This is a genomic window from Rhodococcus shunpengi, from assembly GCF_048381395.1.
In the GTDB taxonomy this organism is placed as follows: Bacteria; Actinomycetota; Actinomycetes; order Mycobacteriales; family Mycobacteriaceae; genus Rhodococcus.
This window is the reverse complement of sequence record NZ_JBLWIU010000032.1, coordinates 150,629-173,224: the sequence shown is the minus strand read 5'-3', so window position 1 is coordinate 173,224 and position 22,596 is coordinate 150,629. Positions and strand designations below refer to the sequence as shown.

Here is a 22,596-nt window from a genome sequence, read left to right as displayed (position 1 = left end):
GCATGGTCTCGTTCACCGTCGGGGTCGCGATGACCCCGCTCGACCAGCTCACCGGCATCGCGCAGACCGCCGAGGAGTGCGGATACACGTCGATCGCCCTGCCCGACTCCCTGTTCTACATGGAGAAGCAGACGGTCGACTATCCGTACACCCCCGACGGTTCGCGGATGTGGACACCCGACACCCCGTGGGTCGATCCGCTCATCGCCGCGGCGTCCATGGCGGCCGCCACGTCGACGATCCGGTTCTACACGCAGGTGCTCAAACTCGGCTCGCGCAATCCGGTGTTGCTGGCCCGGCAGGTCGGTTCGGTCGCCAATCTCACCGGCAACCGGTTCGGTCTCGGTGTCGGGATCGGATGGGCGCCGGAGGAATTCGAGTGGTGCGGCGTCCCGTACGCCAAGCGCGGCAAGCGCGTGGACGAGATGATCGACGTGCTGAAGCTGATCCTCGGCGGTGGCATGGTCGAGCACCACGGCGAGTTCTACGATTTCGACCGGCTCCAGATGAGCCCCGCCCCCACCGAGCCGGTGCCGTTCTACGTCGGTGGGCACACCGATGTGGCGCTGCGGCGCGCGGCCCGGGTCGGGGATGGTTGGACGTCGGCGATGATCAAGTACGACGATCTCGTCGAGGTCATCACGCGCCTGCGCGAGTTGCGTGCCGAGTACGGCCGCAGCGACGAGCCGTTCGAGATCCAGGCCGTGTGCGTCGACAGGTTCGGCAGCTCCGGTTATGCCGAACTCGCCGACGCCGGGGTCACCGACATCATCGTGGTGCCGTGGATCTTCGACGGGCACGGATTCGACTCGCCGCTCGAGGCGAAGCAGGAATCGCTGCGGAAGTTCGCCGACAAGTACATCCACGGAAAGGACGCGGCATGAGCGAGGAACATCCGGCGCGCGTGGCGGCCCGGGCGTCGCAGACGGCGGCGAGCGGGAAATGCAAGGACGAGTGGCTCGCGCTGTTCGCCGAGGATGCGTGCGTCGAAGATCCCGTCGGCCCGTCCGGTTTCGACCCCGAGGGCAAGGGACACCACGGCCACGAGGCGATCGCGAAGTTCTACGACATGACCATCGCGAACACCGACAAGCTCGAGTTCCTCGTCGACGACGTGCTGGTATGCGGCAGCGAGTGCGTCAACATCGGCACGATCCGCACCACGATGGCGGGCAATCTCATCGACGCGGAGGGCGTGTTCGTCTACCGGGTCGACGACGACGGGAAGATCGTGTCGCTGCGTGCGTTCTGGGAAGTGGATCGCGCGATGAAGACTGTGCGACCGGTCTCGTAGCATCGGCGGTATGCCGACCGCCGGAATCGTTCTCGCAGCAGGGGACGGCTCGCGGATGGGTGGACGCGCGAAGGCGTTGCTCCCCCACCGTGGCCGTCCCCTGCTGCATACCGTCGTCGATGCGCTGCTCGGCGGTGGTTGCGACGAGGTCGTGGTGGTGGTCGGTGCGTTCGGCGACGAGGTGGCCGCAGCCTGCCCGGCCGGCGTCACCGCAGTGCACAATCCCGACTGGCCCGACGGCATGTCGACCTCCCTGCGCCGTGGGGTCGACGCTGCGCGCACCCACGACCGGGTCGCGCTCACCGTCGTCGACTTTCCCGGCATCACGGCCGATCTGGTGCGTCACGTCCTGGCAGAGCACCGGCCGGGCACGGTCACGCTCCCCGTCTTCGAGGATCGTCCCGGTCACCCGGTGGTGTTCGACCACGCCGACGCGCTGACTGCGGCCGACGAGGCCACCGGCGACGAAGGTGCGCGGTCGTTCCTCGCCCGCAACCGGGATCGGGTACGCCGGGTGGACTGCAGCGACCTCGCCGAGGCCGGCGACGTGGATACGCCCGAGGATCTTCGGCGCCTGCGCTGAGGCCGCCTCGCGACACCGAGCCCGCTCGGCTTTGGCCAATTAATTGACTGACGAGTTGATCAATTAATACATTGGAGTCATGGCACGCACCGTCGACCCAGAACTCCGAGCCCGCCGCCGCACCGCGATCATCGACTCCGCCGCCACCCTGTTCGCCGAGCGCGGCTTCGACGCCACCCCGGTGACGGCGATCGCCGAGGCGGCAGGTGTCAGTTCCGGCACGGTCTTCCACTACTTCGGCGACAAGCGCGGAGTGTTCCGCGCGATCTTCGAGCAGGGCCTACCCGAGACCCGGGCCCTCGTGGAGCGTCATCGCGACGCCGACGATCCCCTGGAGGCCCTCCTCGACATGGTCGCCGAACTCGTCGGGCAGGCCACGGATCCTGCAGCCGGAGGACTCGTGGTCGAGGTGATCCGCCAGGTCGGCCACGACCCCGTCCTCGCCGAGATCCTCGACGAGGACGACGGCATCGTGATCGAGGGGCTCACCCACCTCCTGCGCAGAGCGGGCGACCGGATCGACCCGTCGCTCGATCCGGTGGCCGCCGCGACCTGGATCAGCGCGATCAAGGATTCGGCGTTCCTGTACGCGGACAATCCCGCGGCCGTCGATCCGGTCGGGACGATCCGGACGATCGTGCAGCGCTATCTCACCGGACACTCGAAAGGACCACGATCATGAGGATGCACGACGATGCCACTCGCGTAACCGTCTCCCCCGTCGTTCCGGGGGCGCTGGGGATCCTGTGCGCTCTCGCCGGTCTCGGACTCGGCTTCGTCGCGCCGGCCGTGTCGACGTGGGCGGTCGACACCCTTCCGGCGGTTCCCGGCCCGCTCGAACTCTTGGCCGGTCTCACCACGGCGTGGACGATCCCGCTCCTCACCGTCGTCGGCATCGGCGCAGGACTCTTCCTCGCCTCGACGGCGATCCACGAGTCCCTGGCACTGACCGTGGATTCCGAAGGAGTGCTGCTGACCCAGGACGAGCGCGATTTGTACGTGCCGCGCGCGAAGGTCGGGTCGGTGTTCCGCGAAGGCCGCGATCTCGTCCTGCTCGATTCTGCGGAGCGAGAACTCGCGCGACGCAAGGCCGACGACCTGAACGACCGAGCCGTCGCCGACGCATTCACGGCGCACGGTTATCCGTGGAGCGAGAAGAACACCCACGAGGAATCGTTCACCCGGTGGATCGAGGGGCACCCCGGCCTGGACGAGCAGACCCACACCCTGTTGCGGGAGCGACGGGAAGCGCTGTCCGGCAAGAACACACATCTTGCCACCGCACTGCACGAGCAACTGCAGGAACTCGGCGTCGTCGTACGCGACCGGGGGCATCACCAGGAGTACCGCCTCCTGGCGTAGATCTCCCTCCCGGCAGTGGGGTACGAAAACGACGAGGTTCCCGGACACCTGACGGCGTCCGGGAACCTGCGCTGTGGTCCGATCAGTGCTTGACCGGGCATCCTCCCGAGGTCTTGTAGTCGACCTGGAACTCCTTGATGCCGTTGAGCCAGCCCGACCGCAGACGGTGCGGGTCGCCGATCTTGGTGATGTCGGGGATGTGGTCGGCGATGGCGTTGAAGATCAGGTCGATCTCCATGCGGGCGAGGTTCGCGCCGAGGCAGTAGTGCGCACCGGTGCCACCGAAGGCGAGGTGCGGGTTGGGATCCCGGAGAATATCGAACTCGCGGGGGTTCTCGAACACCTCTTCGTCGTTGTTGGCCGAGGCGTACAGCATGACGACACGCTCGCCCTTGCGGATCGTCTGTCCGCCGAGTTCGGTGTCCTCGAGCGCCGTGCGCTGGAACGAGGTGACCGGAGTGGCCCAGCGGATGATCTCGTCGGCGGCGGTCTTCGGCCGGTCGCGCTTGAAGATCTCCCACTGCTCGGGGTTGTCGAGGAAGGCCGCCATGCCATGGGTGATGGCGTTGCGGGTGGTCTCGTTGCCGGCCACCGCGAGGACGATGAAGAAGAAGCCGAACTCCTCGGGAGCGAGCTCGTCGCCGTCGATGTCGGCCTCGATGAGGGTGGTGACGATGTCGTCGGCCGGGTTCTCCTTGCGGGCGGCGGCCATCTGGTAGGCGTAGCCCAGCACCTCCATGGAGGCGGCCGCCGGATCGGCGGTGTTGTCCGGATCGTCGTAGCCCGTCATCTGGTTGGACCACTCGAAGATCTTCGCGCGGTCCTCCTGCGGGACGCCGATGAGATCGGCGATCGCCTGCAGCGGCAGTTCCGCGGCGATCTGCGTGACGAAGTCACCCTGACCGGCCTGGCAGGCCTCCTGGACGATCATCTTGGAGCGACGGTCGAGCTCGTCGCGCAGGCCGTTGATCGCACGGGGCGTGAAACCGCGGGCGACGAGTTTGCGCAGCTTGGTGTGCTCGGGGGCGTCCTTGTTGAGCAGGACGTGACGCTGCAGTTCGATGGCCTCGCGCGGAATGTCGTCGTTGAACCGCGGAATCGCAGTGTTCTCCCAATTGGAGAACACGTCGCTCCGGCGGGAGACCTCACGGACCTCCTCGTGCCGGGAGACAACCCAGAAACCCTCGTCGTGGAAACCACCGACGTCGGGAGACTTCTTGTTCCACCACACCGGTGCCGTCTTGCGCAGTTCCGCGAACTCTTCGAACGGCATACGGTCTGCGTACAGATCGGGATCGGTGAAGTCGATGTCTTCGGGGATGTTCGGCTGCGCCACTGATATCTCTCCTGCCCTGGCGAGTACCGCTCGCGTGATTTGGAACACGTTCTAGAACCATTCAAACACAGGTGCGCCGTGCGACCAAGAGATCCGCACGTCCGTGGGATAATCAAGTTCTGTTGCCTCTCGGAGAAACCTGTTCTATTTTGCGAAGAACGTAGGAGAAAGGAGCCCGAAGTGGGCACACCAGTCATCGTCGAGGCCGCACGGACCCCGATCGGCAAGCGGGGTGGATGGCTCGCGGGCCTGCACGCTGCCGAGATCCTGGGCGCCGTCCAGGCCGGACTCGTCGAACGTGCCGGCATCGACGCCGAGCTCGTCGAACAGGTCATCGGTGGCTGCGTCACCCAGGCGGGCGCCCAGTCCAACAACATCACCCGCACCGCGTGGCTCAACGCCGGCCTGCCCTGGCAGGTCGGCGCGACCACCATCGACGCCCAGTGCGGATCGGCGCAGCAGGCCAACCACCTCATCGCGGGTCTCATCGCCACCGGCGCCATCGACGTGGGCATCGCGTGCGGCATCGAGGCGATGACCCAGGTGCCCCTCGGCGCCAACGTCGGCGATCAGGCCGGCCCGCGTCGCCCCGAGTCGTGGAACATCGACATGCCCAACCAGTTCGAGGCCGCCGAGCGCATCGCGCGGCGCCGCGGTATCACCCGTGAGGACGTCGACGCGCTCGGCGTGCGGTCGCAGCAACTCGCGAAGCATGCCTGGGACGAGGGCCGGTTCGACCGCGAGGTGCTGCCGGTCGTCGCTCCCGTCGTCGACAAGGAGGGCAACCGCACCGGCGAGAAGGCGACCGTCACCCGCGACCAGGGTCTGCGCGAGACGTCGGCCGAGTCGCTGGCGAAGCTGAAGCCCGTACTCGAGGGGGGCATCCACACGGCCGGCACCTCCTCGCAGATCTCCGACGGAGCCGCAGCCGTGCTGCTCATGGACTCCGACCGCGCGAAGGCGCTCGGACTGAAGCCGCGGGCGCGGATCGTCGCGCAGGCACTCGTCGGCGCCGAACCCGAGTTCCACCTCGACGGCCCCGTCCAGGCCACGACGAAGGTTCTCGAGAAGGCGGGCATGAACATCGGCGATCTCGACCTGTTCGAGGTCAACGAGGCGTTCGCATCGGTGCTGCTGTCCTGGGCCCAGGTGCACGGACCCGACATGGACAAGGTCAACGTCAACGGCGGCGCGATCGCGCTCGGCCACCCCGTCGGATCGACCGGTTCCCGTCTCATCACCACCGCGCTGCACGAACTCGAGCGCCGCGACGCATCGACCGCTCTGATCTCGATGTGCGCCGGCGGCGCGCTGGCGACGGGCACCATCATCGAGCGCATCTGACATGAGCACCGAAGCGGCACCGAAGGGCCTCGATTCGAAGGCCACGGTCTCGATCATCAAGTGGATGTCGCGGTTCAACGTCGCGGCGTACCGGGCGACCGGCGGTCGCATCGGCGGGAAGTGGCGCGTGGGAAGCGCCTTCCCGTGGGGCATCCCGGTGTGCCTGGTGACCACGATCGGGCGGAAGACCGGGCAGCCGCGGACGGCACCGCTGCTGTTCCTCGAGGACGGCGACAAGGTGGTCCTCGTCGCCTCCCAGGGAGGACTGCCCAAGCACCCCTTGTGGTTCCGCAACATCCAGGCGAACCCGGAGGTCACGGTGCAGATCAAGTCGCGCATCCGGACCATGCGGGCCCGGGTCGCGAGCGACGAGGAACGAGCGGCCTACTGGCCGCGTCTGACGGCGATGTACCCGGACTTCGACAACTACCAGTCGTGGACCGACCGTGTGATTCCCGTCGTGGTGTGCGAGTGAGCGTCCCGGCCGGCACGGTTCGCCGGGACGGTCCCGTGCGGGAATACTGAGTCTCGTACGTCCAGGTTCTCGACGAAGGGATGTCGCACGATGGCAACCACCAATCACGACAAGGTGCTCGACCGGCGGGAGATCGCGGCCGCGCTGCTCCGGGCGCTCGAACGACGCCACGAGGTGCTCGACGTGATCGTCGAGAGCAAGGATCGGGGCGACGCGGTCGCGAAGCTCGCCTCGCTGCTCGACACCGACGAGTTCTGCGCGGAGGCCGTGCTGAACCTTCCGTTCCGCCGCCTGACGCAGGCGGAGCGGAAGAAGATCCGTGAAGAACTCGACGATCTCGATGCGGTGCTGCAGTGGACGACGGCGGCGCGTCCGTACGCGACCGGCGCGCATTTCCGGTTGCGGCCCATCTCCCACAGCGCCGCCGACACCGCGCTGTTCAAGCAGCGCTGCGCCGACCAGTTGGGTGACGACAGCGACGAGCGGGTCGAGTCCGAGCGGCAACGCGGCACCGAGCTGATGGACGACGAATCCGGGATGTGGCTTGTGGCCGAAGACCTTTCAGGCGACGAGCCGAAGGCCATCGGGTTCGCGTTCGGCGAGCTGACCGGCAACGAGGTCGACGTGCGGATCTGGGTGCATCCCGAGTTCCGCAAGCAGGGTTACGGCACCGCCACGCTCAAGCAGGCGCGTTCCGAACTCGCCGCCTACTTCCCCGGCTCCACCCTCATCGTCCGTACGCCCGCCTAGATCGACGACGCCGTCCGTGCGCGTTTCCGGTGACGATCACCGGAAACGCGCACGGGGACATCACGCTCCGTAGACCGGCGTCGGCGGCTGCGACGCTGCGATCAGCTTCTCGACGACGGGACCGAGTTCCTTCGGATCCCAGCGGTCGCCCTTGTCGATCGCCTCACCGTGGCGCCATCCGTCGGCCAGCGACACCTTGCCACCTTCGGCCTCGAACACGCGCCCGGTCACGTCCTTCGCTTCGGCACTGCCGAGCCATACGACGAGCGGCGAGACGTTCTCCGGCGCCATGGCGTCGAAACCCTCTTCGGGCGCGGCCATCATCTCGGCCATCGCGCCACCGGCACCGACGGTCATGCGGGTGCGCGCCGAGGGTGCGATCGCGTTGACGGTCACGCCGTAGCGGCCGAATTCGGCTGCGGCCTGGATCGTGAGCGTCGCGATGCCGGCCTTGGCGGCGGCGTAGTTGCCCTGACCGATGCTGCCCATCAGTCCGGCGCCCGAGCTGGTGTTGATGATGCGGGCGTCGACGGGGTTGCCGGCCTTGGACTCGGCGCGCCAGTAGGTCATGGCGTGACGCATCGGCGCGAAGTGTCCCTTGAGGTGCACACGGATGACCGCGTCCCATTCCTCTTCGCTCATGTTGGCGAGCATGCGGTCGCGCAGGAAACCCGCGTTGTTGACGAGCACGTCGAGGCGGCCGAAGTTGTCCAGCGCCGTCTTCACGAGGTTCTCGGCACCGGCCCAGTCGGCGACGTCGTCACCGTTGACGACGGCTTCGCCGCCGGCAGCCCGGATCTCCTCGACCACCAGTTCGCCGGGGCTCTCCCCCGTCGCCGTTCCGTCACTGCCGACACCGATGTCGTTGACGACGACCTTCGCACCCTCCGCGGCGAAGGCGAGGGCGTGGGCACGGCCCAGTCCTCGCCCGGCGCCGGTCACGATGACGACGCGCCCGTCCAGCAGTCCACTCACTTCGTCTCCTTCGTTTCGGCCGCTGCCATGTAGGCAGGGCGTTCACCGCCGCCGTGGACGGTCAATGTCGATCCGCTGACGTAGGCCGACAGCGGAGAGGCCAGGAATGCGGCGCAGTGGCCGATGTCCTCGGGTTGGGCCAGCCGCCCCAGCGGAACGGTCTCGCCGACTGCGGCGACGCCTGCCTTGTCGCCGTAGAACAGATGCGACTGTTCGGTTTCGACGAGCCCGACCACCACCGAGTTCACCCGTACCTTCGGTGCCCACTCGACGGCGAGCGACTGTGCGAGACTGTCGACGCCCGCCTTGGCCGCACCGTAAGCCGCGGTTCCCGGCGAGGGGCGCGATCCGCTCACGCTCGAGATGTTGACGATCGAGCCGCCGGTGTCCTGCTTCTGCATCACCGCGTTGGCAGCCTGCGCGACCAGCAGCGGGGACAGCAGGTTCAGTTCCACGATCTTGGCGTGGAACTTCGGGCTGGCATCGGCCGCCAGTGCGTACGGCGACCCGCCGGCGTTGTTCACCACGGCGTCGAGCCGACCGTGACGCTCCACGATGGTCTCGATCAACGTGCCGACCTGATCGGCGTCGCGAACGTCGCACTTCAGGAACTCCGCGGTCCGCCCGTCCACTTCGACAGGCTGTTCGGGTTCGTTGCGTGCGCATGTCACGACGGTCGCTCCGGCGCGCAGGAACACCCTGGTGATGCCCGCACCGACTCCTCGTATCCCCCCGGTGACGAGCACGACCGCACCGCCGAGTCCCAGATCCATTCGCTGCCTCCACGTCGTTCACCCCGCAGAATGCGCGGGTCTCACGCCGACAACTTACCAAGCAATCGCTTGGTTCGGTACTGCTCCCCCTCGTCCTCCGCCACTGCTCCTGCTCAGTGGGAATCACGGGAACTTGCTTGTCGGCCCCACTTAGCGTGACGACGAACGCGCGTGTCGAAGAGGAGTGACTGGGCCATGCAGACCGTCGAGCAGGATTACGAGAAATACGTCGGGCAGGTGGCCGAACCACCCCGCGTGGCCCGGTACGCCGTCAACGACGCCATGATCCGCAACTGGGTCGAGGCCCACGACGACTTCAACCCGATCTACGTCGACGCCGAGGCCGCCCGCGAAACCGGGCGCGACTCCATCGTCTGCCCGCCCGCCATGATCTCCACCTGGATCATGGCCGGCTACCGCCGCTGGCGTGATGTGCAGCGCAAGCGGGCCGAGGGCGTCGTGGAGGATTTCGCGTACTCCCGGATGCTCGCCGACCTCGATCGCGAGGGTTTCACCTCCGTCGTGGCGACGAACGTCGAGCAGGACTACCACCGCGAACTCGTCCCGGGCGATCACATCACCGCCCACTACACGATCGAGTCCGTATCGGAGATCAAGCGAACGGGTCTCGGCGACGGCCGATTCTTCACGCTGTACAAGCGCTACGAGGACCAGAACGGCGAAGTCGTCGCTGAGGAACGCTTCCGGATGCTCCGGTTCAACCCGAACACCGACAAGGAGACGCGATGACCGCCGTCCCCCGGCTCACCATCACCCAGGACAACCAGTTCTGGTTCGACGCCGTCCGTGAGGGCCGACTCGAGATCCAGCAGTGCAGCGACTGCGGCACTCTGCGCCATCCCCCGGGCCCGGCCTGCCCCGCGTGCCGCTCGTTCGAGTGGAAGACCGTCGAATCCTCGCGGCGCGGAACGCTTCACAGCTGGACGATCATCCACCACCCGCAGGATCCGGCCTTCGAGTACCCGCTCGCCGTCGGGCTGATCGACCTCGACGAAGGAATCCGCATCGTCGCCGACATCGCGGGCGTCGACCACGACACCCTCGAGATCGGCATGGAACTCGAGGTGGGATTCTCCGAGCACGCGCACGGCGAGATCCTGCCCCAGCTGCGCAAGCCCGGAGGAGAAGCATGAATCTCACCGAATGCACTGTCGGACAGTCGCTTCCCGAGCTCGTCCTGCCGATGGATCGCACGACCATCGTGGCCACCGCGATCGCGTCACAGGATTTCGAGGACGTGCATCACGACCCGGCTGCCGCACTCGGACGCGGCACCCCGGACGTGTTCATGAGCATCAACGCCACCAACGGTTTCGTCGACCGGTACGTCACCGACTGGACCGGGCCGTCGGCGCGTGTACGCCGCGCGTCGCTGCGCCTGGGCGTGCCCTGCTTCCCCGGCGACCCCATGCACATGAACGGTGAGGTGACCGCAGTCGACGGCGCGGCCGTCACCCTGAAGGTGCAGGGCCGCAACAGCAGAGGCGTCCACGTCACCGCCGAGGTCGTGGTGGAGCCCTACGAGAGGAAGAGCCGATGACCGTCAAGGGCTTCTCCGGAGCCGCCGCTATCGCCGGTATCGGAGCCACCGAATTCTCCAAGAACTCCGGCCGCAGCGAATGGCAACTCGCGTGCGAGTCGGTCCTCGCCGCTCTCGAGGACGCGCAGATCGGCGTCGAAGAGGTCGACGGCTTCGCGCTGTTCACCATGGAGACCAACCCCGAGATCGCCGTCGCCCGCGCGCTCGGCATCCCGGAACTGAAGTTCTTCAGCCGGATCCCGCACGGCGGTGGCGGCGCCTGCGCGCCCGTGCAGCAGGCCGCCCTCGCCGTCTCGAGCGGTGTCGCCGACGTCGTGGTCGTCTATCGCGCCTTCAACGAGCGCTCGGGCCATCGTTTCGGCGCCGGGCCGCCGCCCTTCGCGTACAACTCCAGCACCGACCAGGAATACCGGAACTGGATCAACCCGTACGGTCTGCTCACTCCCGCTCAGCAGGAAGCCTTCCTGGCCCGCACCTACATGCACAAGTACGGGGCGACCAGCGCGGACTTCGGGCAGATCTCGGTGCTCTCGCGCAAGCACGCGGCGAACAATCCCAAGGCCTGGTTCTACGAGCGGCCCATCACCCTCGACGACCACCAGAACTCGCGGATGCTCGCCGACCCGCTGCGTCTGCTGGACTGCTGCCAGGAGAGCGACGGCGGCCAGGCACTGGTCATCGTGAGTGCCGAACGCGCACGGGATCTTCCGCACCCGCCGGCGATCATCACCGCTGCAGCGCAGGGTGTCGGCCCTCAGCAGATCTCGATGAGCAGCTACTACCGCAAGGACATCGACGCGATGCCCGAGGTGGAGCTCGTCGCCCGGCAGATGTGGGCACAGGCCGGTTTCGGCCCCGAAGGTATCGACGCCGCGATCCTGTACGACGCGTTCACCCCCATGGTCCTGCTCCAGCTCGAGGAGTACGGCTTCTGCGGTCGCGGTGAGGCGAAGGACTTCATCGCCGACGGCAACCTCGAGGTGGACGGGCGACTGCCGATCAACACCCACGGCGGTCAGCTCGGTGAAGGCTACATCCACGGCGTCAACGGCATCGCCGAAGGCGTCCGGCTCATCCGCGGCACCTCCGTGAACCAGCCGGCGAAGACACTCGACAACGTGCTCGTCACAGGCGGATCGCCGGTGCCGCACAGCGCGATCGTCCTCTCGGCCGACCGTTAGGCCCGCAACCCGGGCCCCGACCACCTCTCAGGAGACCACATGCATCCCGAGCTGTCCGACAAGTCACGGCGGCTGCGCACCGAACTGCGGGAGTACTTCGCCCGCATCATCGACGACGACGATCGACGCGCCCTGGTCGATCAGACCGAGGGTGGACCGGTCTTCGACAAGATCTACCGGCAGATGGGCGCCGACGGCTGGCTCGGCCTGGGATGGCCCGAGGAGTACGGCGGACGTGGTGAGGACCCTGAGGCGCTCTACGTCTTCTACGACGAGACGATCCGCGCCGGCGCGCCGGTCTCGTTGGTCACGCTCAACACCGTCGCCCCGGCACTGATGAAGTACGGCACGCAGGAGCAGAAGGACTTCTTCCTTCCCAAGATCCTCACGGGTGAACTGAAGTTCGCGATCGGGTACACCGAGCCCGGCGCCGGCACCGACCTCGCCGCGCTCCAGACGCGGGCCCGCATCGACGGTGACGAACTCGTCATCGACGGCAACAAGCTGTTCACGAGTTCGGCCATCTTCGCCGACTGGATCTGGCTCGCCGTGCGCACCGATCCGGACGCGCCCCGCCACAAGGGGATCTCGGTCGTGCTCGTGCCGACCTCGTCGCCGGGCTTCTCCGCCACCGAGATCCAGACCGTCGGCGGAATCAGCACGGCGGTCACGTACTACGAGAACATCCGCGTTCCGCTGAGCAACGTCGTCGGCGAGCTCAACGGCGGCTGGACCCTGATCACGAGCCAGCTCAACCACGAGCGTGTCGCGCTGGCCGCCCGCGGTGGCATCGCCAACGAGATGTACGACGAGGTGCTCGCCTGGGCGAAGCAGGAGCCCTTCGGCCCCGGCGTGCTGTTCGACGTCCCGTGGGTCCGTTCGACTCTGGCCGAGGTCTACGCGCTGTTGTCGGCCGCCGACCTGGTGAACCTGCGTCTGGTGTCGGACATCGCGGCCAACACCCTCGACGGTGGCGACTCCGCCGCGGCGAAGGTGTTCGGAACCGAGGGCGTGGTCGCGGCCTACGGCATGTTGCAGGAGGTGCTCGGCGCCCGCGGTCTGCTGCGTCCCGGTAGCCACGGCGCCGTGATCGAAGGCCGCGTCGAAGCGCTCGGCCGACGCGCGCAGAACAACACCTTCGGTGGTGGCAGCAACGAGGTGATGCGCGAGATCGTGGCGGCGAAGACCCTCGGAATGACCCTGGGCGCCCGTAGGCGCCCCGACGCGACGGCACAGGCTGCGGTGAAGACGCCGGCCGAGACGAGGAGCTGACATGGAATTCGAACTCGATGACGACCTGATCGCGGTCGAGGACCTCGCGTCGCAGGTCTTCGGTTCGCTGGCCAAGGTCGAGCGTGTGGTCGAGGTGGAGCGCAAGGAAGGCGGCTTCGACGCCACCCTGTGGCAGGCACTCGCCGACGCCGGGCTCCTCGGACTCGCTCTACCCGAGTCCGTCGGCGGCGCCGGCATGGGCATGCTCGGGCTCACGACGATCCTGCAGCAGCAGGGCCGTCGCGTCGCCCCCGTTCCCGTGTGGTCCACTGTGGCCGGTGCGGCTCTTCCGCTCGCACAGTTCGGCACGGAAACCCAGGTCGAGCGTTACGTTCCGAAGCTCATCGACGGGTCGGTCGTCCTGACCGGCGCGTTCGACGACACTCCGGGCGCGAGCCCCACCGTGACCGCGATCCGCAAGGGCGACGACCTCGTCATCAGCGGTGAGATTCCGTCCGTTCCGTGGGCTCCCATCATCGCCGGCGTCGTCGTCCCGGTCCGCTGTGACGACGACTCGGTCGCCGTGGTGGTGGCGCCGGTGGACGCGACCGGCGTCGAGGCTGTCCCGGTCGCCGTGACCGGACGTGGCGCCGAAGCGGCGGTGCGCTTCACGGACGTGCACATCGGAGCCGAGGACGTCCTGCCCGGTGACGGTGAGGAGATCGCGGCCTGGACCCGTCGTCGTATCCGCATCGCTCTTGCTGCCGTTCAGCTCGGGGTGTGCGAGGAGACGCTGCGGGCGACGGCCAAGTACACCTCCGAACGCGTGCAGTTCGGCCGCCCGTTGTCCACGAATCAGGCTGTCGCGGTGCGCGCGGCCGACGCCTACCTCGACACCGAAGCGATCCGGCTCACGGTGCGCAAGGCGGCATGGTTGATCGACGTCGGACGCGAGGACGAAGCCGAGTCCGCGGCCCTGGTCGCCAAGTGGTGGGCATCCCGCGGCGGTGTGCGGGTCGGTCTGACCGGCCAGCACCTGCACGGTGGTATCGGCGCCGACATCGACTACCCGATCCACCGCTACTTCCTGTGGGGACGGCAGTTGGCGTTCACCTTCGGCGGGGCGGACGCGACCGCCGCTGCGCTCGGGGACGTCCTCGACACCGCACCCTCGATCGGCGCCGCCGGATAGCCGGCCCGCACTCACGACGCGAGTCCCTTTTCCACACGGGAGAGGGACTCGCGTCGTATCCGGACCTGTCGCTATTCCGTCAGATGGACGAGCAACAGCTCGCAGCTGCTCCGCACGTCCGCCTCGGTCTCCTCGAGCGTCGCTGCACCGTTGAGATACGCGACCAGCAGACCGGACCACATCATCGACAGCAGCCGCACGGCGTTCCGATCCTGTTCGGTCGGGTCGTCGAGGCCCGCCTTGTCGAACAGGATGCGGTGGAACGTCCGCCTCACCTCTTCGGAATCCGGCACCACCGCCGCGGGGGCGGTGCTGTTGGACAGCAACATCGCGGAGGCCAGGAGAGGCCGGTCGACGAACCGCCTGGTCATCTCGATCAGCACCTCGGTGATCGCATCCCGGGCACTCATACCCGGTTTCCGCGCCGGCAACCGATCCGCGCCGAGTTCGAGCCGGTGGAGCAGCACCGCCACGAACAGGTGCGTCTTCGACGGGAAGTACCGGTAGAGGGTCCCGATCGCCACCCCGGCACTCTTCGCGACCTCGGTCATCTGCACGCGGGCCAGTTCGTGTTCGGATCCCAGCCGTGCTGCGGCCTCGAGGATCCGCACCTGCCGTCGCCGCTGCTCGGCCGAGGTCGGCTCGGCTCCGTCCCGCGCCTTACCGATTCTGGGCACCGGTTCCCCTTTCCACGATGACGGCCCGTCGTTTCTGTCCCGCGCCGTCGGGCAGATTGTCGCATCGCGGTTTTTCTGCGGTCCCGAACGGTGGGAGCTCGGGGCCTCGCCGACCCGGGTCGTTCCGGCAGGAAGTCCACTCAGCGAGAAGCCGTTCCGAGGTGTCACGCGTCACCCATACGCTCGATTCGAAGGACGTCGCCGGAGGCAGCGACCAGAGCGAATCGGAGTGAGTCACATGCAGACCCGGATACCGACCTACGAAGCCGAGTTCGACGTCGACGTGCCCGGCCCGGACGAGATGCGCCGCGCCATGGGGCGCTTCGCGAGCGGCGTCACCGTCGTGACCGGCCTCGACGAGGACGGCCCCACCGGCTTCGCGTGCCAGTCGTTCGCGTCGGTCTCGCTCGAGCCGCCCCTCGTGCTGTTCTGCGCCGATCACCGCGGACGAGCTTGGCCGCGACTTCGCCGCACCGGCCGGTTCACCGTCAACGTGCTCGGTGCGAACCAGACCGATCTGTGCTCCCGGTTCGGTTCGAGCCGCGGTCTCAAGTTCGACGGCCTCGACTGGGAGCTCTCCCGCTGGGGCACCCCGTCCCTACCGGGTGTGCTCATGCGGGTGCACGCCTCGATCGAGGACGTGCACGTAGCAGGTGATCACGATGTCGTCATCGGCCGCGTCGCCGAACTCGAATGCCTCGGCGACGAGAGCCCGATGGTGTTCTACCGCGGCGGGTTCGACCTCGGCCGCTGACGGGGAAGGTGTGCGTGCGATGGACGAGCACCGCACGCACATCCCGTCGTCTACGAGGCGGCTGCGCGGATGCCGGCCCGCCGCCCGAAGAAGCTGCCGTCGCCGAGCGAGATACCGCTGCAGTAACCCCAGGCCGACAGACCGGACGTGCAGCGACCCGCCGCATACAGGCCGGGGATCGGATCGCCGTCCACGTGCAGGACCTCCGAGTCGACCGAGGTCTGCAGGCCGCCCAGGGTGAAACCGCCGGTCATGTTCCGCAGGTCGATCGCCGCGATCGGGGAACCGATCGGCCGCACCCACTCGGGCTTCTTCCCGAGGACCGGATCCGTCCTCTGCTCGGCGTGCTTGTTGTACAACTCCACCGTCGCGGTCAGTGCACCCGCGGGCAGTCCCATCTCGGATTCGAGTTCGGCGACCGTCTCACACACCCAGGTGGGCCGGTGACGCAGCTGCGGACTCGAACTCGGCGCCGCCATGCCCTCCTCGTAGGCCTGTTCGTCGAGGACGAGGAACGCCTGGTTGTCGTTCTGGTACATGGTGAGCTGACCGACACGGCCGGGATAGGTGTCCTCGGCGACGTAACGCTGACCGCGACCGTTGACGAGGATGCCGCGTGCGATCAGCTGGGGATCGCAGAAGAAGGCGACCTCGCACGCGTCCATGTGTGCCAGTCGTGCGCCGAGAGCCTGGGCCATCAGGATGCCGCGACCGTCGTGTTCCTCGACGGTCGCCGCAGGGCGCTGGTAGAGCCGCGGCGCGTACGCCTGCATCATCTCGTCGTTGTAGGCGAACGATCCGGTGGCGAGCACGACGCCGCCGCGCGCCCGGACCGCGATGGTCTCACCGAACCGCGTGGCGACGATGCCCACGACCCGCCCGGTTTCGTCGACGACGAGTCGCTGCACCCGGACGTCGGATTCGACGCGGACGCCGACCTCGGCCGCCTTGGCGATGAGGGTGGTCATGAGCACGTAGCCGGCGGCCTGCTCTCCGTTGCGCGGCATGGTCACCTGGGCGAGATGTCCGCGCGGAGCGGGTTCGACGAGCGTGTGGAACGGCGCAGCGTTCTCTCCACCGCTGTACATCAACGAATCGTCGACGGGGCACTCCCAGCCGGGCTGCGACCAGAAGCTCTCCTTGTAGGGCACCCCGCACGCTTCGAGCCAGTCGAAGTGGTCGACGCTGCCCTCGCAGTAGACGTCGAGCTTGTCCTCGTCGACACCCGGTCCGAGAGCCGCGGCGAGGAAGGTCTTCATGTTCTCCGGGGTGTCGTCGAACCCGCAGGCCTTCTGCAACCGGGTGCCACCGCCGAGATAGACGATCCCGCCCGACAGGGCGGCTGCTCCCCCGCCACCGCCGGTGCGTTCGAGCACCAGCACGTCCGCTCCGCTCTCGGCCGCACCGATCGCGGCGGAGACACCGGCGATACCGAAACCGGCGACCACGACATCGGCTTCGAGGTCCCAGCTTCCGATGTCGCGGACGGGGACGGGACGGACCGGGGAAGTGCTCATGGGAGGAAGTTCCTTCCGATAGCGATGCGCGGCAGACTGTTCCGCACGGGGGTCGGGTGATCCCTCCGGACCGTAAACGGCATTCCGGATCGACGTCGGGAAGTTCCCGCTGTTCGAGAAATTCGGAGCGAGCACCTACGAAAAGGCATCGCCGATGCTCAGATCAGGTTGTCCTCGACCGGCAGGCCGAAGGCGTTCCGGCCGTACAACGCATAGGCACGCTCGGGTTCGTTGGCGACGTGGACGCTCCCGGCATGCGCGTCGCGCCAGGCCCGTTCGATGATTCCTCCGAGGAACAGCGACGTGCCTCCGGCCGTCTTGAACAACAGGTCGATCGCCTCCACCGCCCGCTCGGTGGCGCGTACCTGGTCGCGCCGGGTGCGCAGACGCAGGTCCAACGGAATCTCCCTGCCCGCCCGCGCCAGGTCCCACAGTTCGCGGATGTTGCGGTCGAGTTGCAGTGTCGCGGCGTCGATGTCCGATGCTGCGCGTCCCACGGCGACCTGAGCGAACGGGTCGTCCACGAACCGGCCTCCGCCCAGGCTCAGCCGCACTCGTTCGCGCATCGACGACAGGTACTCGTCGTAGCAGCCGGCGACCACCCCCACGATGGGTACGGCGACGGCGGTGGTGAACAACGCAGCGAACGGAATCCGGTACAGCGGTCCGGTATTGACCTTCTGCCCGGGACCGCGCAGCTGCGAGGTCTCGTAGTTGCGCTTGACACGGTGGGCGGGAACGAACACCTCGTCGACGACGATCTCGTCGCTGCTCGTCCCCCGCATTCCGACGACGTTCCACACGTCGCGGATCGTGTAGTCGCTCCGCGGTACGAGCGCCGTGACGAAATCCACCGGCCTGCCCTCCGAGCCGACGACCACCGCGCCGAGGAGTGCCCACGACGCGAATCGGCAGCCGGACGAGAACATCCATGTCCCGGACAGCCGGTAGCCCCCGTCGACCGGGACGAGACGGCCGACCGGGGCATACGCCGACGAGACGAGTGTCGAATCGTCCTCACCCCAGACGTCCTGCTGCGCTCGATCGTCGAACAGCGCGAGATGCCAGGGGTGGACGCCGACGATGGATGTGACCCAGCCCGTCGAACCACAGGCTTTCGAAACGGTGCGTACGACCTCGTAGAAACGCGTCGGCTCGGTCTCCGACCCGCCGTATCGGCGCGGCTGCAGCATGCGGAACACGCCGGCGGAGACCAGATCACGCACCGTCTCGTCGGAGATGCGGCCGAGCCGGTCGGTGTCCGCCGCGCGGTCGGCGATGGCGGGAATCAGGTCCCGCACCGCGCCCGGAACGTCGTCGGCGACCATGAAGTGTCGCGGTCAGCCCGCGGGAGGCGAGAACGCCGCGAGAGGTTCGGAACCGGACCAGTCGTGTCCCCAGTAGCTGTCCGCCGTGATCTCTTCTGCGGTGTAGAAGGTTTCGTCGACGAGCATCCCTTCGGTCCCGAACTCGATGTCCCATCCGCCCGGGGCACGCACGTAGAAGGAGACCATCTTGTCGTTGGTGTGGCGGCCCAGAGTCGACGAGATCGAGAACCCGAGCTTGTTCACCCTGTCCAGGGCCTGGCCGACCGCGTCGAGCGTGTCGACTTCGAGCATCAGATGGACGAGACCGGGCTCGGTTCCGGGCGGGGCCGGGCACAGCGCGAGGCTGTGGTGGCGACGGTTGACACCCAGGAAGCGCACCCGCCGCACCGGCGGCGGTGCCGACAGACCACCGAGTCGTGTCGCGCCGCGCGGGAGGAAACCGAGTACCTCGGTGTAGAACTCGTACGACTCGGCGAACGCCGCGGTGGGCAGGACGACATGGCCGAGACCTTCCTCGCCGGTGTGGAAGACACCGGCGAACGGCGTCACGACCGGACTGTGGTCGAGCACCGGACCGAAGAACACCTCGGTGCGGGTGCCGCCCGGATCGTCGAATGCGATGACCTGCTCGGCGTCGCGGTAGGTCGATTCCTCCTCGGAGAGCACCTCCACCGCGATACCGGCCTTCTCGACCGCTTCGCGCACACGGCGCAGGGCGAACTCGTCCCGCACCTCCCATCCGACGGCGAGCGCCTTGTCGATCTCGCCCGGAAGCACGCTCAGGCGTGCCCGGCGTTCGTCGACACGCAGGTACAGGCCGTCGGGTTCGGGGCCGGTACCGATCGCCATACCGAGTCCGTCGACGACGAGTTCGCGCCACCGCGCGATGTCTGTGGTCTGGATCCTGAGATAACCCAGGCCCCGGATGTCCGTCATATCCGAAAGTTCCTTCGCCGTAAGGTTTGTGGTGTCAGATCATCGACCGCATCATGCCCTGCGGCTCCTCGCCGAGTTGGCAGAGCGTGGAAGCATGGAAGATCGATCCGGGCACGTGGATGGCGTGGCTCAGACCCGCATGGGCGTCGCGCCAGAAGCGCTGCAGCGGGTTGGTCAACTGCAGTGCGCCGCCGCCGGCACGGGCGAAGATCTCGTCGACCGCGGCCACGGCCCGCCAGGCGGCGGCGGTCTGCGTGCGCCGACCGATCGCGCGCTGCTCGAAGGTGACCTCGATGCCCTTCTCCGTCATGTCCCAGAACCGATCGACGGTTTCGAGGATCGCGGCGCGCGAGGCGGCGATCTCCGCAGCGGCCCCGCCGAGGGCCGAGAGCACGTACGGATCCTGCTTGATCGCGGTGCCGGAGACCGTGACCCGCTCACGCTGCGACTCGATGTAGCAGTTCAGGGCGCCTTCGGCGATGCCGATGAGCGACGAGGTGATACCCAGCGGGAAGATGCACGAGAAGGGGAATTTGTAGAGCGTCTCGTCACGTCCGGCGTCCTGCCACGCCACCCCGCCCATGACACGCTCGGCGCGCAGGGTGCGGTATTCGGGCAGGAAGGCGTTCTCCACGATCAGATCCTTCGAGCCGGTGCCGCGCAGGCCGACCACGTTCCAGCTCTCGTGGTCGATGCGGTAGTCGGAGCGCGGCAGCAGCACGTGCAGGCTCTGCGGGGGACTCAGCCGATTGCCGTCCTTGTCGCCGACGGCAGCGCCGATCATGACCCAGTCGCAGTGGTCCGTGCCCGAGGAGAACGACCAGCGGCCGTTGAGGATGTATCCGCCGTCGACGGGAGTTGCGACACCCATCGGCGCGTACGGGGAGGCGATCCAGGTGTCCGGGTTCTCGCCCCACACCTCCTCCTGCGCCTTCGGGTCGAAGAAGGCCATCTCCCAGGGGTGGACACCGACGATGCCGCTGACCCAGCCCGTCGCGCCGTCCATCGCGCCGATGGCCATGGCGGTCTCGGCGAACTCGCGCGGGTGCGCCTCGAGCCCCCCGAATTCCTTCGGTTGCAGGAGCCGGATGACGCCGGCATCACGAAGCCGCTTGGCGCTGCGGTCGGTCAGACGCATGAGCGTGTCGCCTTCGGCACCGTCCGCGCGGATCTCGTCTGCGAACTCCGAAACGGAGTCGAGCACCTGTCCCATGATCTCTCCCACCTGTGAGGGTGACGCCCCCGATACGGCGTGGCGAGCGTCGGTTCCGTTGGTGCCTACAGTCGCAGGAGAACAACACTTCCATTGCCGGAGTTCCACTGAGCGGGAACACCCTGGCGCTCGCCGGGGGTCGAGGAACCGACCCCCGGCGACCGCTGCCTAGGAGTCTTCTCGGGTGAGGAACGCGAGGACGGCCGAGAGCCATGCCTCACGGGCCTCGATCATCGTCCAGTGGCCGCAATTGGGGAATACGTGCAGCTCGCCGTGGCGCAGCTCGCGCATGGGCAGCATGGCCATGTCGACGGGGCTGACCCGGTCGTCGCGACCCCAGGTGAGCAGGGTCGGGGCCGTGATCTTGTGGAGCTGCGCCCAGTACGGAGTGGCGTCGGACGCGGCGGCGGCCTTCGCCCCCGCAGCGAAGGCCGCAGTGCTGTACATACGCCGCGCGATCTCGAGGGTCTTCGGTTCGGTGGCGAGCGTCCACCTCTCCTCGATGAGCTCGTCGGTGATGACCGCGGGGTCGTACACCATGGAACGCAGCCAGCGAACGAGCTTTTCGCGGGTCGGATCGTCGGTGAACTCCATGAGCAACCGGATGCCCTCGCCGGGTGCCGGCGCGAAGACCGATCGTCCCGCGCCCCCGATGGTGACGAGCTTTTCGACCCGATCGGGGTGCGCGATCGCGAACTGCGTTCCGACGATGCCGCCCATCGAGTTACCGATGATCGAGACGCGGTCGAGTCCGAGACCGTCGAGGAAATCGGTGACCGCCACCGACGCCATGGCCATCGGGTGTCCTTCGCACGGGTCGCTCACTCCGAAGCCGGGAAACTCCAGAACGAGGCACCGGAAGTGCTCGGCGAGGTCGGCGAGCACACCGCGGTAGTTCCGCCAGCCGGTGACGCCCGGTCCGGAGCCGTGGAGCAGCAGGAGCGGCTCGCCCGTGCCGGCTTCGTGGTAGCGAAGGGTGCCGCGGTCGGTCGCGAGTTCCCGCGCCGTGTTCTCGAAAGTGAATTCCGTCGTCATACCGACGAGGCTTCCAGTGATTCCCCTCACGTCGCGCGGACGCTCCCGATCACCGGGATGTTCCGGACGTGCCGGCGGCCGGTGAGCGTATGCAGGTTACATCCAGCCGTCCGACTGCGTGGCGAGCATCTGCTCCATGACCTGCGGAGACCACGAGTCTGCAGTGTTCCGCGCGGCACGATTGCGACGAGGTGCGCTCAGCTCCGGGTACAGCGTGTGCGAGATGTCGCGAACCGCGCCGGCGACCAGGGGTGCGATGCGCTCGAGGTGGCCGGGACGGGTGGGACCGCACAGGGAGATCGCGGCGACCGGCGATGCGGGGCTGCGGATCGCGGCGCCCACACAGGACATACCGGTGGTGGCCTCGCCGGTCTCGAACGCCAGGCCGTGACGACGGCGGATGCGATTGAGTTCGAGGTGCAGGGTCGACAGGTCGGCGATGGTCCGCTCGGTGCGACGCGGCAGGTGCGGGCCGGGGTAGAGAGCATCGACCTGTTCCGGCTCGAGTCCGGCGAGCAGCGCCTTCCCGCCGGCCGTGGAGTAGGCGGGTACACGTCCACCGACCCGCGACGGCAGCGTCGCGGCGAGCTGGCCGCCGATCTTGTCGAGGTAGACACAGTCGGGCCCGTCGAGCACGGACAGGTGCGCGACCATCCCGGTCGTCATGTGCAGTTCGTGGAGGAGCGGTGCCGCGGCCTCGCGGACACGGATGTGTCCGTTGTCGCCCTCTCCCATGGCCTTTGCGCGGCGACCGAGGCAGTAGCCGAACGACGCATGGTCGATCCAGTCGAGTCGCACCATCTGGTCGAGGATGCGGTGGACCGTCGAACGCGGAAGTTGGGTGCGGCACGCGACTTCCTCGAGGGTGAGCCGCGATGAGAGATCGTCGAAGGCATCGAGGATGAGGGTCATTCTCTCGACCATCGATGCAGGCAATTCGCGCTTCGGTGCCTGGGAGACCTGCGTACGTTGCGCCTCGGACATCGCCACCCTTTCTCCGGAATCCGATCACCCACGAGAGAAAAACTGAAATTGATTCTTGTGAGCGGATGCCAGAGTACTCGGCGAGTGACCTGTTGCACAATTCCCGATCAGCGG

General features: G+C 67.6%; 25 protein-coding genes. 15 read left to right on the top strand and 10 right to left on the bottom strand.

Annotation, left to right across the window (positions count from 1 at the left end; all coding sequences use genetic code 11):
- Positions 1–2 precede the first annotated feature (2 nt).
- The 5 genes from ACNJ7K_RS19310 (at position 3) to ACNJ7K_RS19290 (ending at position 3,239) form a co-directional block, all read left to right on the top strand.
- On the top strand, positions 3–884 hold the full coding sequence (locus tag ACNJ7K_RS19310) for a TIGR03619 family F420-dependent LLM class oxidoreductase (protein ID WP_120281366.1): 882 nt from the start codon (positions 3–5) through the stop codon (positions 882–884).
- Positions 881–1,294, top strand: a complete 414-nt coding sequence (locus ACNJ7K_RS19305) for a nuclear transport factor 2 family protein (RefSeq protein ID WP_120281365.1) — start codon at positions 881–883, stop codon at positions 1,292–1,294. The genes ACNJ7K_RS19310 and ACNJ7K_RS19305 overlap by 4 nt, the downstream gene beginning before the upstream one ends.
- A 10-nt stretch (positions 1,295–1,304) precedes the next feature.
- The gene (locus ACNJ7K_RS19300) at positions 1,305–1,877 is read left to right on the top strand and encodes a nucleotidyltransferase family protein (RefSeq protein WP_159416764.1); all 573 of its coding nucleotides are present in this window, start codon (positions 1,305–1,307) and stop codon (positions 1,875–1,877) included.
- Positions 1,878–1,956: 79 nt separating this feature from the next.
- Entirely contained in the window at positions 1,957–2,559 is a 603-nt protein-coding gene (locus ACNJ7K_RS19295; RefSeq protein ID WP_159416765.1) for a TetR/AcrR family transcriptional regulator, read from the top strand.
- Positions 2,556–3,239 carry a YqeB family protein gene (locus ACNJ7K_RS19290; protein ID WP_159416766.1) on the top strand — a complete coding sequence of 228 codons (684 nt, stop codon included), beginning with the start codon at positions 2,556–2,558 and terminating at the stop codon, positions 3,237–3,239. Before ACNJ7K_RS19295 ends, ACNJ7K_RS19290 begins: the two co-directional genes overlap by 4 nt.
- An 82-nt stretch (positions 3,240–3,321) precedes the next feature.
- Here ACNJ7K_RS19290 and ACNJ7K_RS19285 read toward each other — a convergent pair whose 3' ends face one another.
- Entirely contained in the window at positions 3,322–4,575 is a 1,254-nt protein-coding gene (locus ACNJ7K_RS19285; protein WP_088897557.1) for a cytochrome P450, read from the bottom strand.
- Positions 4,576–4,755: 180 nt separating this feature from the next.
- Here ACNJ7K_RS19285 and ACNJ7K_RS19280 point away from each other — a divergent pair, with 180 nt between their 5' ends.
- The 3 genes from ACNJ7K_RS19280 (at position 4,756) to ACNJ7K_RS19270 (ending at position 7,144) form a co-directional block, all read left to right on the top strand.
- Complete coding sequence (locus ACNJ7K_RS19280; RefSeq protein ID WP_159416767.1) at positions 4,756–5,919, top strand: steroid 3-ketoacyl-CoA thiolase; 1,164 nt, start codon at positions 4,756–4,758, stop codon at positions 5,917–5,919.
- Between the two features lies 1 nt (position 5,920).
- A complete protein-coding gene (locus tag ACNJ7K_RS19275) occupies positions 5,921–6,394 on the top strand; it encodes a nitroreductase family deazaflavin-dependent oxidoreductase (RefSeq protein WP_487042075.1) in 474 nt (157 codons plus the stop codon).
- Between the two features lie 90 nt (positions 6,395–6,484).
- The gene (locus ACNJ7K_RS19270) at positions 6,485–7,144 is read left to right on the top strand and encodes a GNAT family N-acetyltransferase (RefSeq protein ID WP_120281360.1); all 660 of its coding nucleotides are present in this window, start codon (positions 6,485–6,487) and stop codon (positions 7,142–7,144) included.
- A 60-nt stretch (positions 7,145–7,204) separates the two neighbouring features.
- Here the strand turns inward: ACNJ7K_RS19270 and ACNJ7K_RS19265 are convergent, their stop codons facing one another.
- Both ACNJ7K_RS19265 and ACNJ7K_RS19260 read right to left on the bottom strand, forming a co-directional pair.
- Positions 7,205–8,119 (bottom strand): SDR family oxidoreductase, encoded by a 915-nt coding sequence (locus ACNJ7K_RS19265; protein ID WP_016694674.1) that lies wholly within the window; start codon positions 8,117–8,119, stop codon positions 7,205–7,207.
- Positions 8,116–8,892 (bottom strand): SDR family oxidoreductase, encoded by a 777-nt coding sequence (locus ACNJ7K_RS19260; RefSeq protein ID WP_016694675.1) that lies wholly within the window; start codon positions 8,890–8,892, stop codon positions 8,116–8,118. The genes ACNJ7K_RS19265 and ACNJ7K_RS19260 overlap by 4 nt, the downstream gene beginning before the upstream one ends.
- A 195-nt stretch (positions 8,893–9,087) precedes the next feature.
- On the opposite strand from ACNJ7K_RS19260, the gene ACNJ7K_RS19255 reads away from it, so the two are divergent.
- The 6 genes from ACNJ7K_RS19255 to ACNJ7K_RS19230 are packed head-to-tail and all read left to right on the top strand — an operon-like array spanning position 9,088 to position 14,038.
- On the top strand, positions 9,088–9,642 hold the full coding sequence (locus ACNJ7K_RS19255) for an FAS1-like dehydratase domain-containing protein (RefSeq protein ID WP_016694676.1): 555 nt from the start codon (positions 9,088–9,090) through the stop codon (positions 9,640–9,642).
- Positions 9,639–10,046 carry a Zn-ribbon domain-containing OB-fold protein gene (locus ACNJ7K_RS19250; protein WP_016694677.1) on the top strand — a complete coding sequence of 136 codons (408 nt, stop codon included), beginning with the start codon at positions 9,639–9,641 and terminating at the stop codon, positions 10,044–10,046. Before ACNJ7K_RS19255 ends, ACNJ7K_RS19250 begins: the two co-directional genes overlap by 4 nt.
- Complete coding sequence (locus ACNJ7K_RS19245; protein WP_006551927.1) at positions 10,043–10,453, top strand: hotdog family protein; 411 nt, start codon at positions 10,043–10,045, stop codon at positions 10,451–10,453. The genes ACNJ7K_RS19250 and ACNJ7K_RS19245 overlap by 4 nt, the downstream gene beginning before the upstream one ends.
- Positions 10,450–11,634: a lipid-transfer protein gene (locus tag ACNJ7K_RS19240; RefSeq protein WP_006551928.1), complete on the top strand. Its 1,185-nt coding sequence runs from the start codon at positions 10,450–10,452 to the stop codon at positions 11,632–11,634. The genes ACNJ7K_RS19245 and ACNJ7K_RS19240 overlap by 4 nt, the downstream gene beginning before the upstream one ends.
- A gap of 39 nt (positions 11,635–11,673) precedes the next feature.
- Complete coding sequence (locus ACNJ7K_RS19235; RefSeq protein ID WP_016694679.1) at positions 11,674–12,906, top strand: acyl-CoA dehydrogenase family protein; 1,233 nt, start codon at positions 11,674–11,676, stop codon at positions 12,904–12,906.
- Between the two features lies 1 nt (position 12,907).
- A complete protein-coding gene (locus ACNJ7K_RS19230; RefSeq protein ID WP_159416768.1) occupies positions 12,908–14,038 on the top strand; it encodes an acyl-CoA dehydrogenase family protein in 1,131 nt (376 codons plus the stop codon).
- 71 nt (positions 14,039–14,109) lie between these two features.
- Here ACNJ7K_RS19230 and ACNJ7K_RS19225 read toward each other — a convergent pair whose 3' ends face one another.
- Complete coding sequence (locus ACNJ7K_RS19225) at positions 14,110–14,715, bottom strand: TetR/AcrR family transcriptional regulator (protein ID WP_225623709.1); 606 nt, start codon at positions 14,713–14,715, stop codon at positions 14,110–14,112.
- Positions 14,716–14,953: 238 nt separating this feature from the next.
- Here ACNJ7K_RS19225 and ACNJ7K_RS19220 point away from each other — a divergent pair, with 238 nt between their 5' ends.
- Positions 14,954–15,469, top strand: a complete 516-nt coding sequence (locus tag ACNJ7K_RS19220; RefSeq protein ID WP_120281356.1) for a flavin reductase family protein — start codon at positions 14,954–14,956, stop codon at positions 15,467–15,469.
- Positions 15,470–15,519: 50 nt separating this feature from the next.
- On the opposite strand, the gene ACNJ7K_RS19215 is transcribed toward ACNJ7K_RS19220, so the two are convergent.
- The 6 genes from ACNJ7K_RS19215 to ACNJ7K_RS19190 all read right to left on the bottom strand — a co-directional run bounded on the left by ACNJ7K_RS19215 (position 15,520) and on the right by ACNJ7K_RS19190 (position 22,482).
- Positions 15,520–16,986, bottom strand: a complete 1,467-nt coding sequence (locus tag ACNJ7K_RS19215; protein ID WP_268655116.1) for an FAD-dependent oxidoreductase — start codon at positions 16,984–16,986, stop codon at positions 15,520–15,522.
- A 158-nt stretch (positions 16,987–17,144) separates the two neighbouring features.
- Complete coding sequence (gene hsaA / locus ACNJ7K_RS19210; RefSeq protein ID WP_120281354.1) at positions 17,145–18,314, bottom strand: 3-hydroxy-9,10-secoandrosta-1,3,5(10)-triene-9,17-dione monooxygenase oxygenase subunit; 1,170 nt, start codon at positions 18,312–18,314, stop codon at positions 17,145–17,147.
- A 12-nt stretch (positions 18,315–18,326) separates the two neighbouring features.
- Positions 18,327–19,250 carry a biphenyl-2,3-diol 1,2-dioxygenase gene (bphC, locus tag ACNJ7K_RS19205; protein ID WP_487042074.1) on the bottom strand — a complete coding sequence of 308 codons (924 nt, stop codon included), beginning with the start codon at positions 19,248–19,250 and terminating at the stop codon, positions 18,327–18,329.
- 34 nt (positions 19,251–19,284) lie between these two features.
- Positions 19,285–20,463: an acyl-CoA dehydrogenase family protein gene (locus tag ACNJ7K_RS19200; protein ID WP_159416772.1), complete on the bottom strand. Its 1,179-nt coding sequence runs from the start codon at positions 20,461–20,463 to the stop codon at positions 19,285–19,287.
- A 168-nt stretch (positions 20,464–20,631) separates the two neighbouring features.
- Complete coding sequence (locus ACNJ7K_RS19195; RefSeq protein ID WP_159416773.1) at positions 20,632–21,498, bottom strand: alpha/beta fold hydrolase; 867 nt, start codon at positions 21,496–21,498, stop codon at positions 20,632–20,634.
- Between the two features lie 96 nt (positions 21,499–21,594).
- The gene (locus tag ACNJ7K_RS19190; RefSeq protein ID WP_159419045.1) at positions 21,595–22,482 is read right to left on the bottom strand and encodes an IclR family transcriptional regulator; all 888 of its coding nucleotides are present in this window, start codon (positions 22,480–22,482) and stop codon (positions 21,595–21,597) included.
- Between the last annotated feature and the right edge of the window lie 114 nt (positions 22,483–22,596).

Bases quoted from the DNA above. Each gene is read 5' to 3' on its own strand.
- ACNJ7K_RS19300 (WP_159416764.1), top strand. From the start codon at position 1,305: ATGCCGACCGCCGGAATCGTTCTCGCAGCAGGGGACGGCTCGCGGATG.
- ACNJ7K_RS19190 (WP_159419045.1), bottom strand. From the start codon at position 22,482: ATGTCCGAGGCGCAACGTACGCAGGTCTCCCAGGCACCGAAGCGCGAA.
- hsaA (WP_120281354.1), bottom strand. From the start codon at position 18,314: ATGGTCGCCGACGACGTTCCGGGCGCGGTGCGGGACCTGATTCCCGCC.
- ACNJ7K_RS19240 (WP_006551928.1), top strand. From the start codon at position 10,450: ATGACCGTCAAGGGCTTCTCCGGAGCCGCCGCTATCGCCGGTATCGGA.
- ACNJ7K_RS19255 (WP_016694676.1), top strand. From the start codon at position 9,088: ATGCAGACCGTCGAGCAGGATTACGAGAAATACGTCGGGCAGGTGGCC.
- ACNJ7K_RS19305 (WP_120281365.1), top strand. From the start codon at position 881: ATGAGCGAGGAACATCCGGCGCGCGTGGCGGCCCGGGCGTCGCAGACG.
- ACNJ7K_RS19230 (WP_159416768.1), top strand. From the start codon at position 12,908: ATGGAATTCGAACTCGATGACGACCTGATCGCGGTCGAGGACCTCGCG.
- ACNJ7K_RS19200 (WP_159416772.1), bottom strand. From the start codon at position 20,463: ATGGGACAGGTGCTCGACTCCGTTTCGGAGTTCGCAGACGAGATCCGC.
- ACNJ7K_RS19245 (WP_006551927.1), top strand. From the start codon at position 10,043: ATGAATCTCACCGAATGCACTGTCGGACAGTCGCTTCCCGAGCTCGTC.
- ACNJ7K_RS19270 (WP_120281360.1), top strand. From the start codon at position 6,485: ATGGCAACCACCAATCACGACAAGGTGCTCGACCGGCGGGAGATCGCG.
- ACNJ7K_RS19235 (WP_016694679.1), top strand. From the start codon at position 11,674: ATGCATCCCGAGCTGTCCGACAAGTCACGGCGGCTGCGCACCGAACTG.
- ACNJ7K_RS19260 (WP_016694675.1), bottom strand. From the start codon at position 8,892: ATGGATCTGGGACTCGGCGGTGCGGTCGTGCTCGTCACCGGGGGGATA.
- ACNJ7K_RS19275 (WP_487042075.1), top strand. From the start codon at position 5,921: ATGAGCACCGAAGCGGCACCGAAGGGCCTCGATTCGAAGGCCACGGTC.
- ACNJ7K_RS19310 (WP_120281366.1), top strand. From the start codon at position 3: ATGGTCTCGTTCACCGTCGGGGTCGCGATGACCCCGCTCGACCAGCTC.
- ACNJ7K_RS19295 (WP_159416765.1), top strand. From the start codon at position 1,957: ATGGCACGCACCGTCGACCCAGAACTCCGAGCCCGCCGCCGCACCGCG.
- bphC (WP_487042074.1), bottom strand. From the start codon at position 19,250: ATGACGGACATCCGGGGCCTGGGTTATCTCAGGATCCAGACCACAGAC.
- ACNJ7K_RS19290 (WP_159416766.1), top strand. From the start codon at position 2,556: ATGAGGATGCACGACGATGCCACTCGCGTAACCGTCTCCCCCGTCGTT.
- ACNJ7K_RS19220 (WP_120281356.1), top strand. From the start codon at position 14,954: ATGCAGACCCGGATACCGACCTACGAAGCCGAGTTCGACGTCGACGTG.
- ACNJ7K_RS19195 (WP_159416773.1), bottom strand. From the start codon at position 21,498: ATGACGACGGAATTCACTTTCGAGAACACGGCGCGGGAACTCGCGACC.
- ACNJ7K_RS19250 (WP_016694677.1), top strand. From the start codon at position 9,639: ATGACCGCCGTCCCCCGGCTCACCATCACCCAGGACAACCAGTTCTGG.
- ACNJ7K_RS19215 (WP_268655116.1), bottom strand. From the start codon at position 16,986: ATGAGCACTTCCCCGGTCCGTCCCGTCCCCGTCCGCGACATCGGAAGC.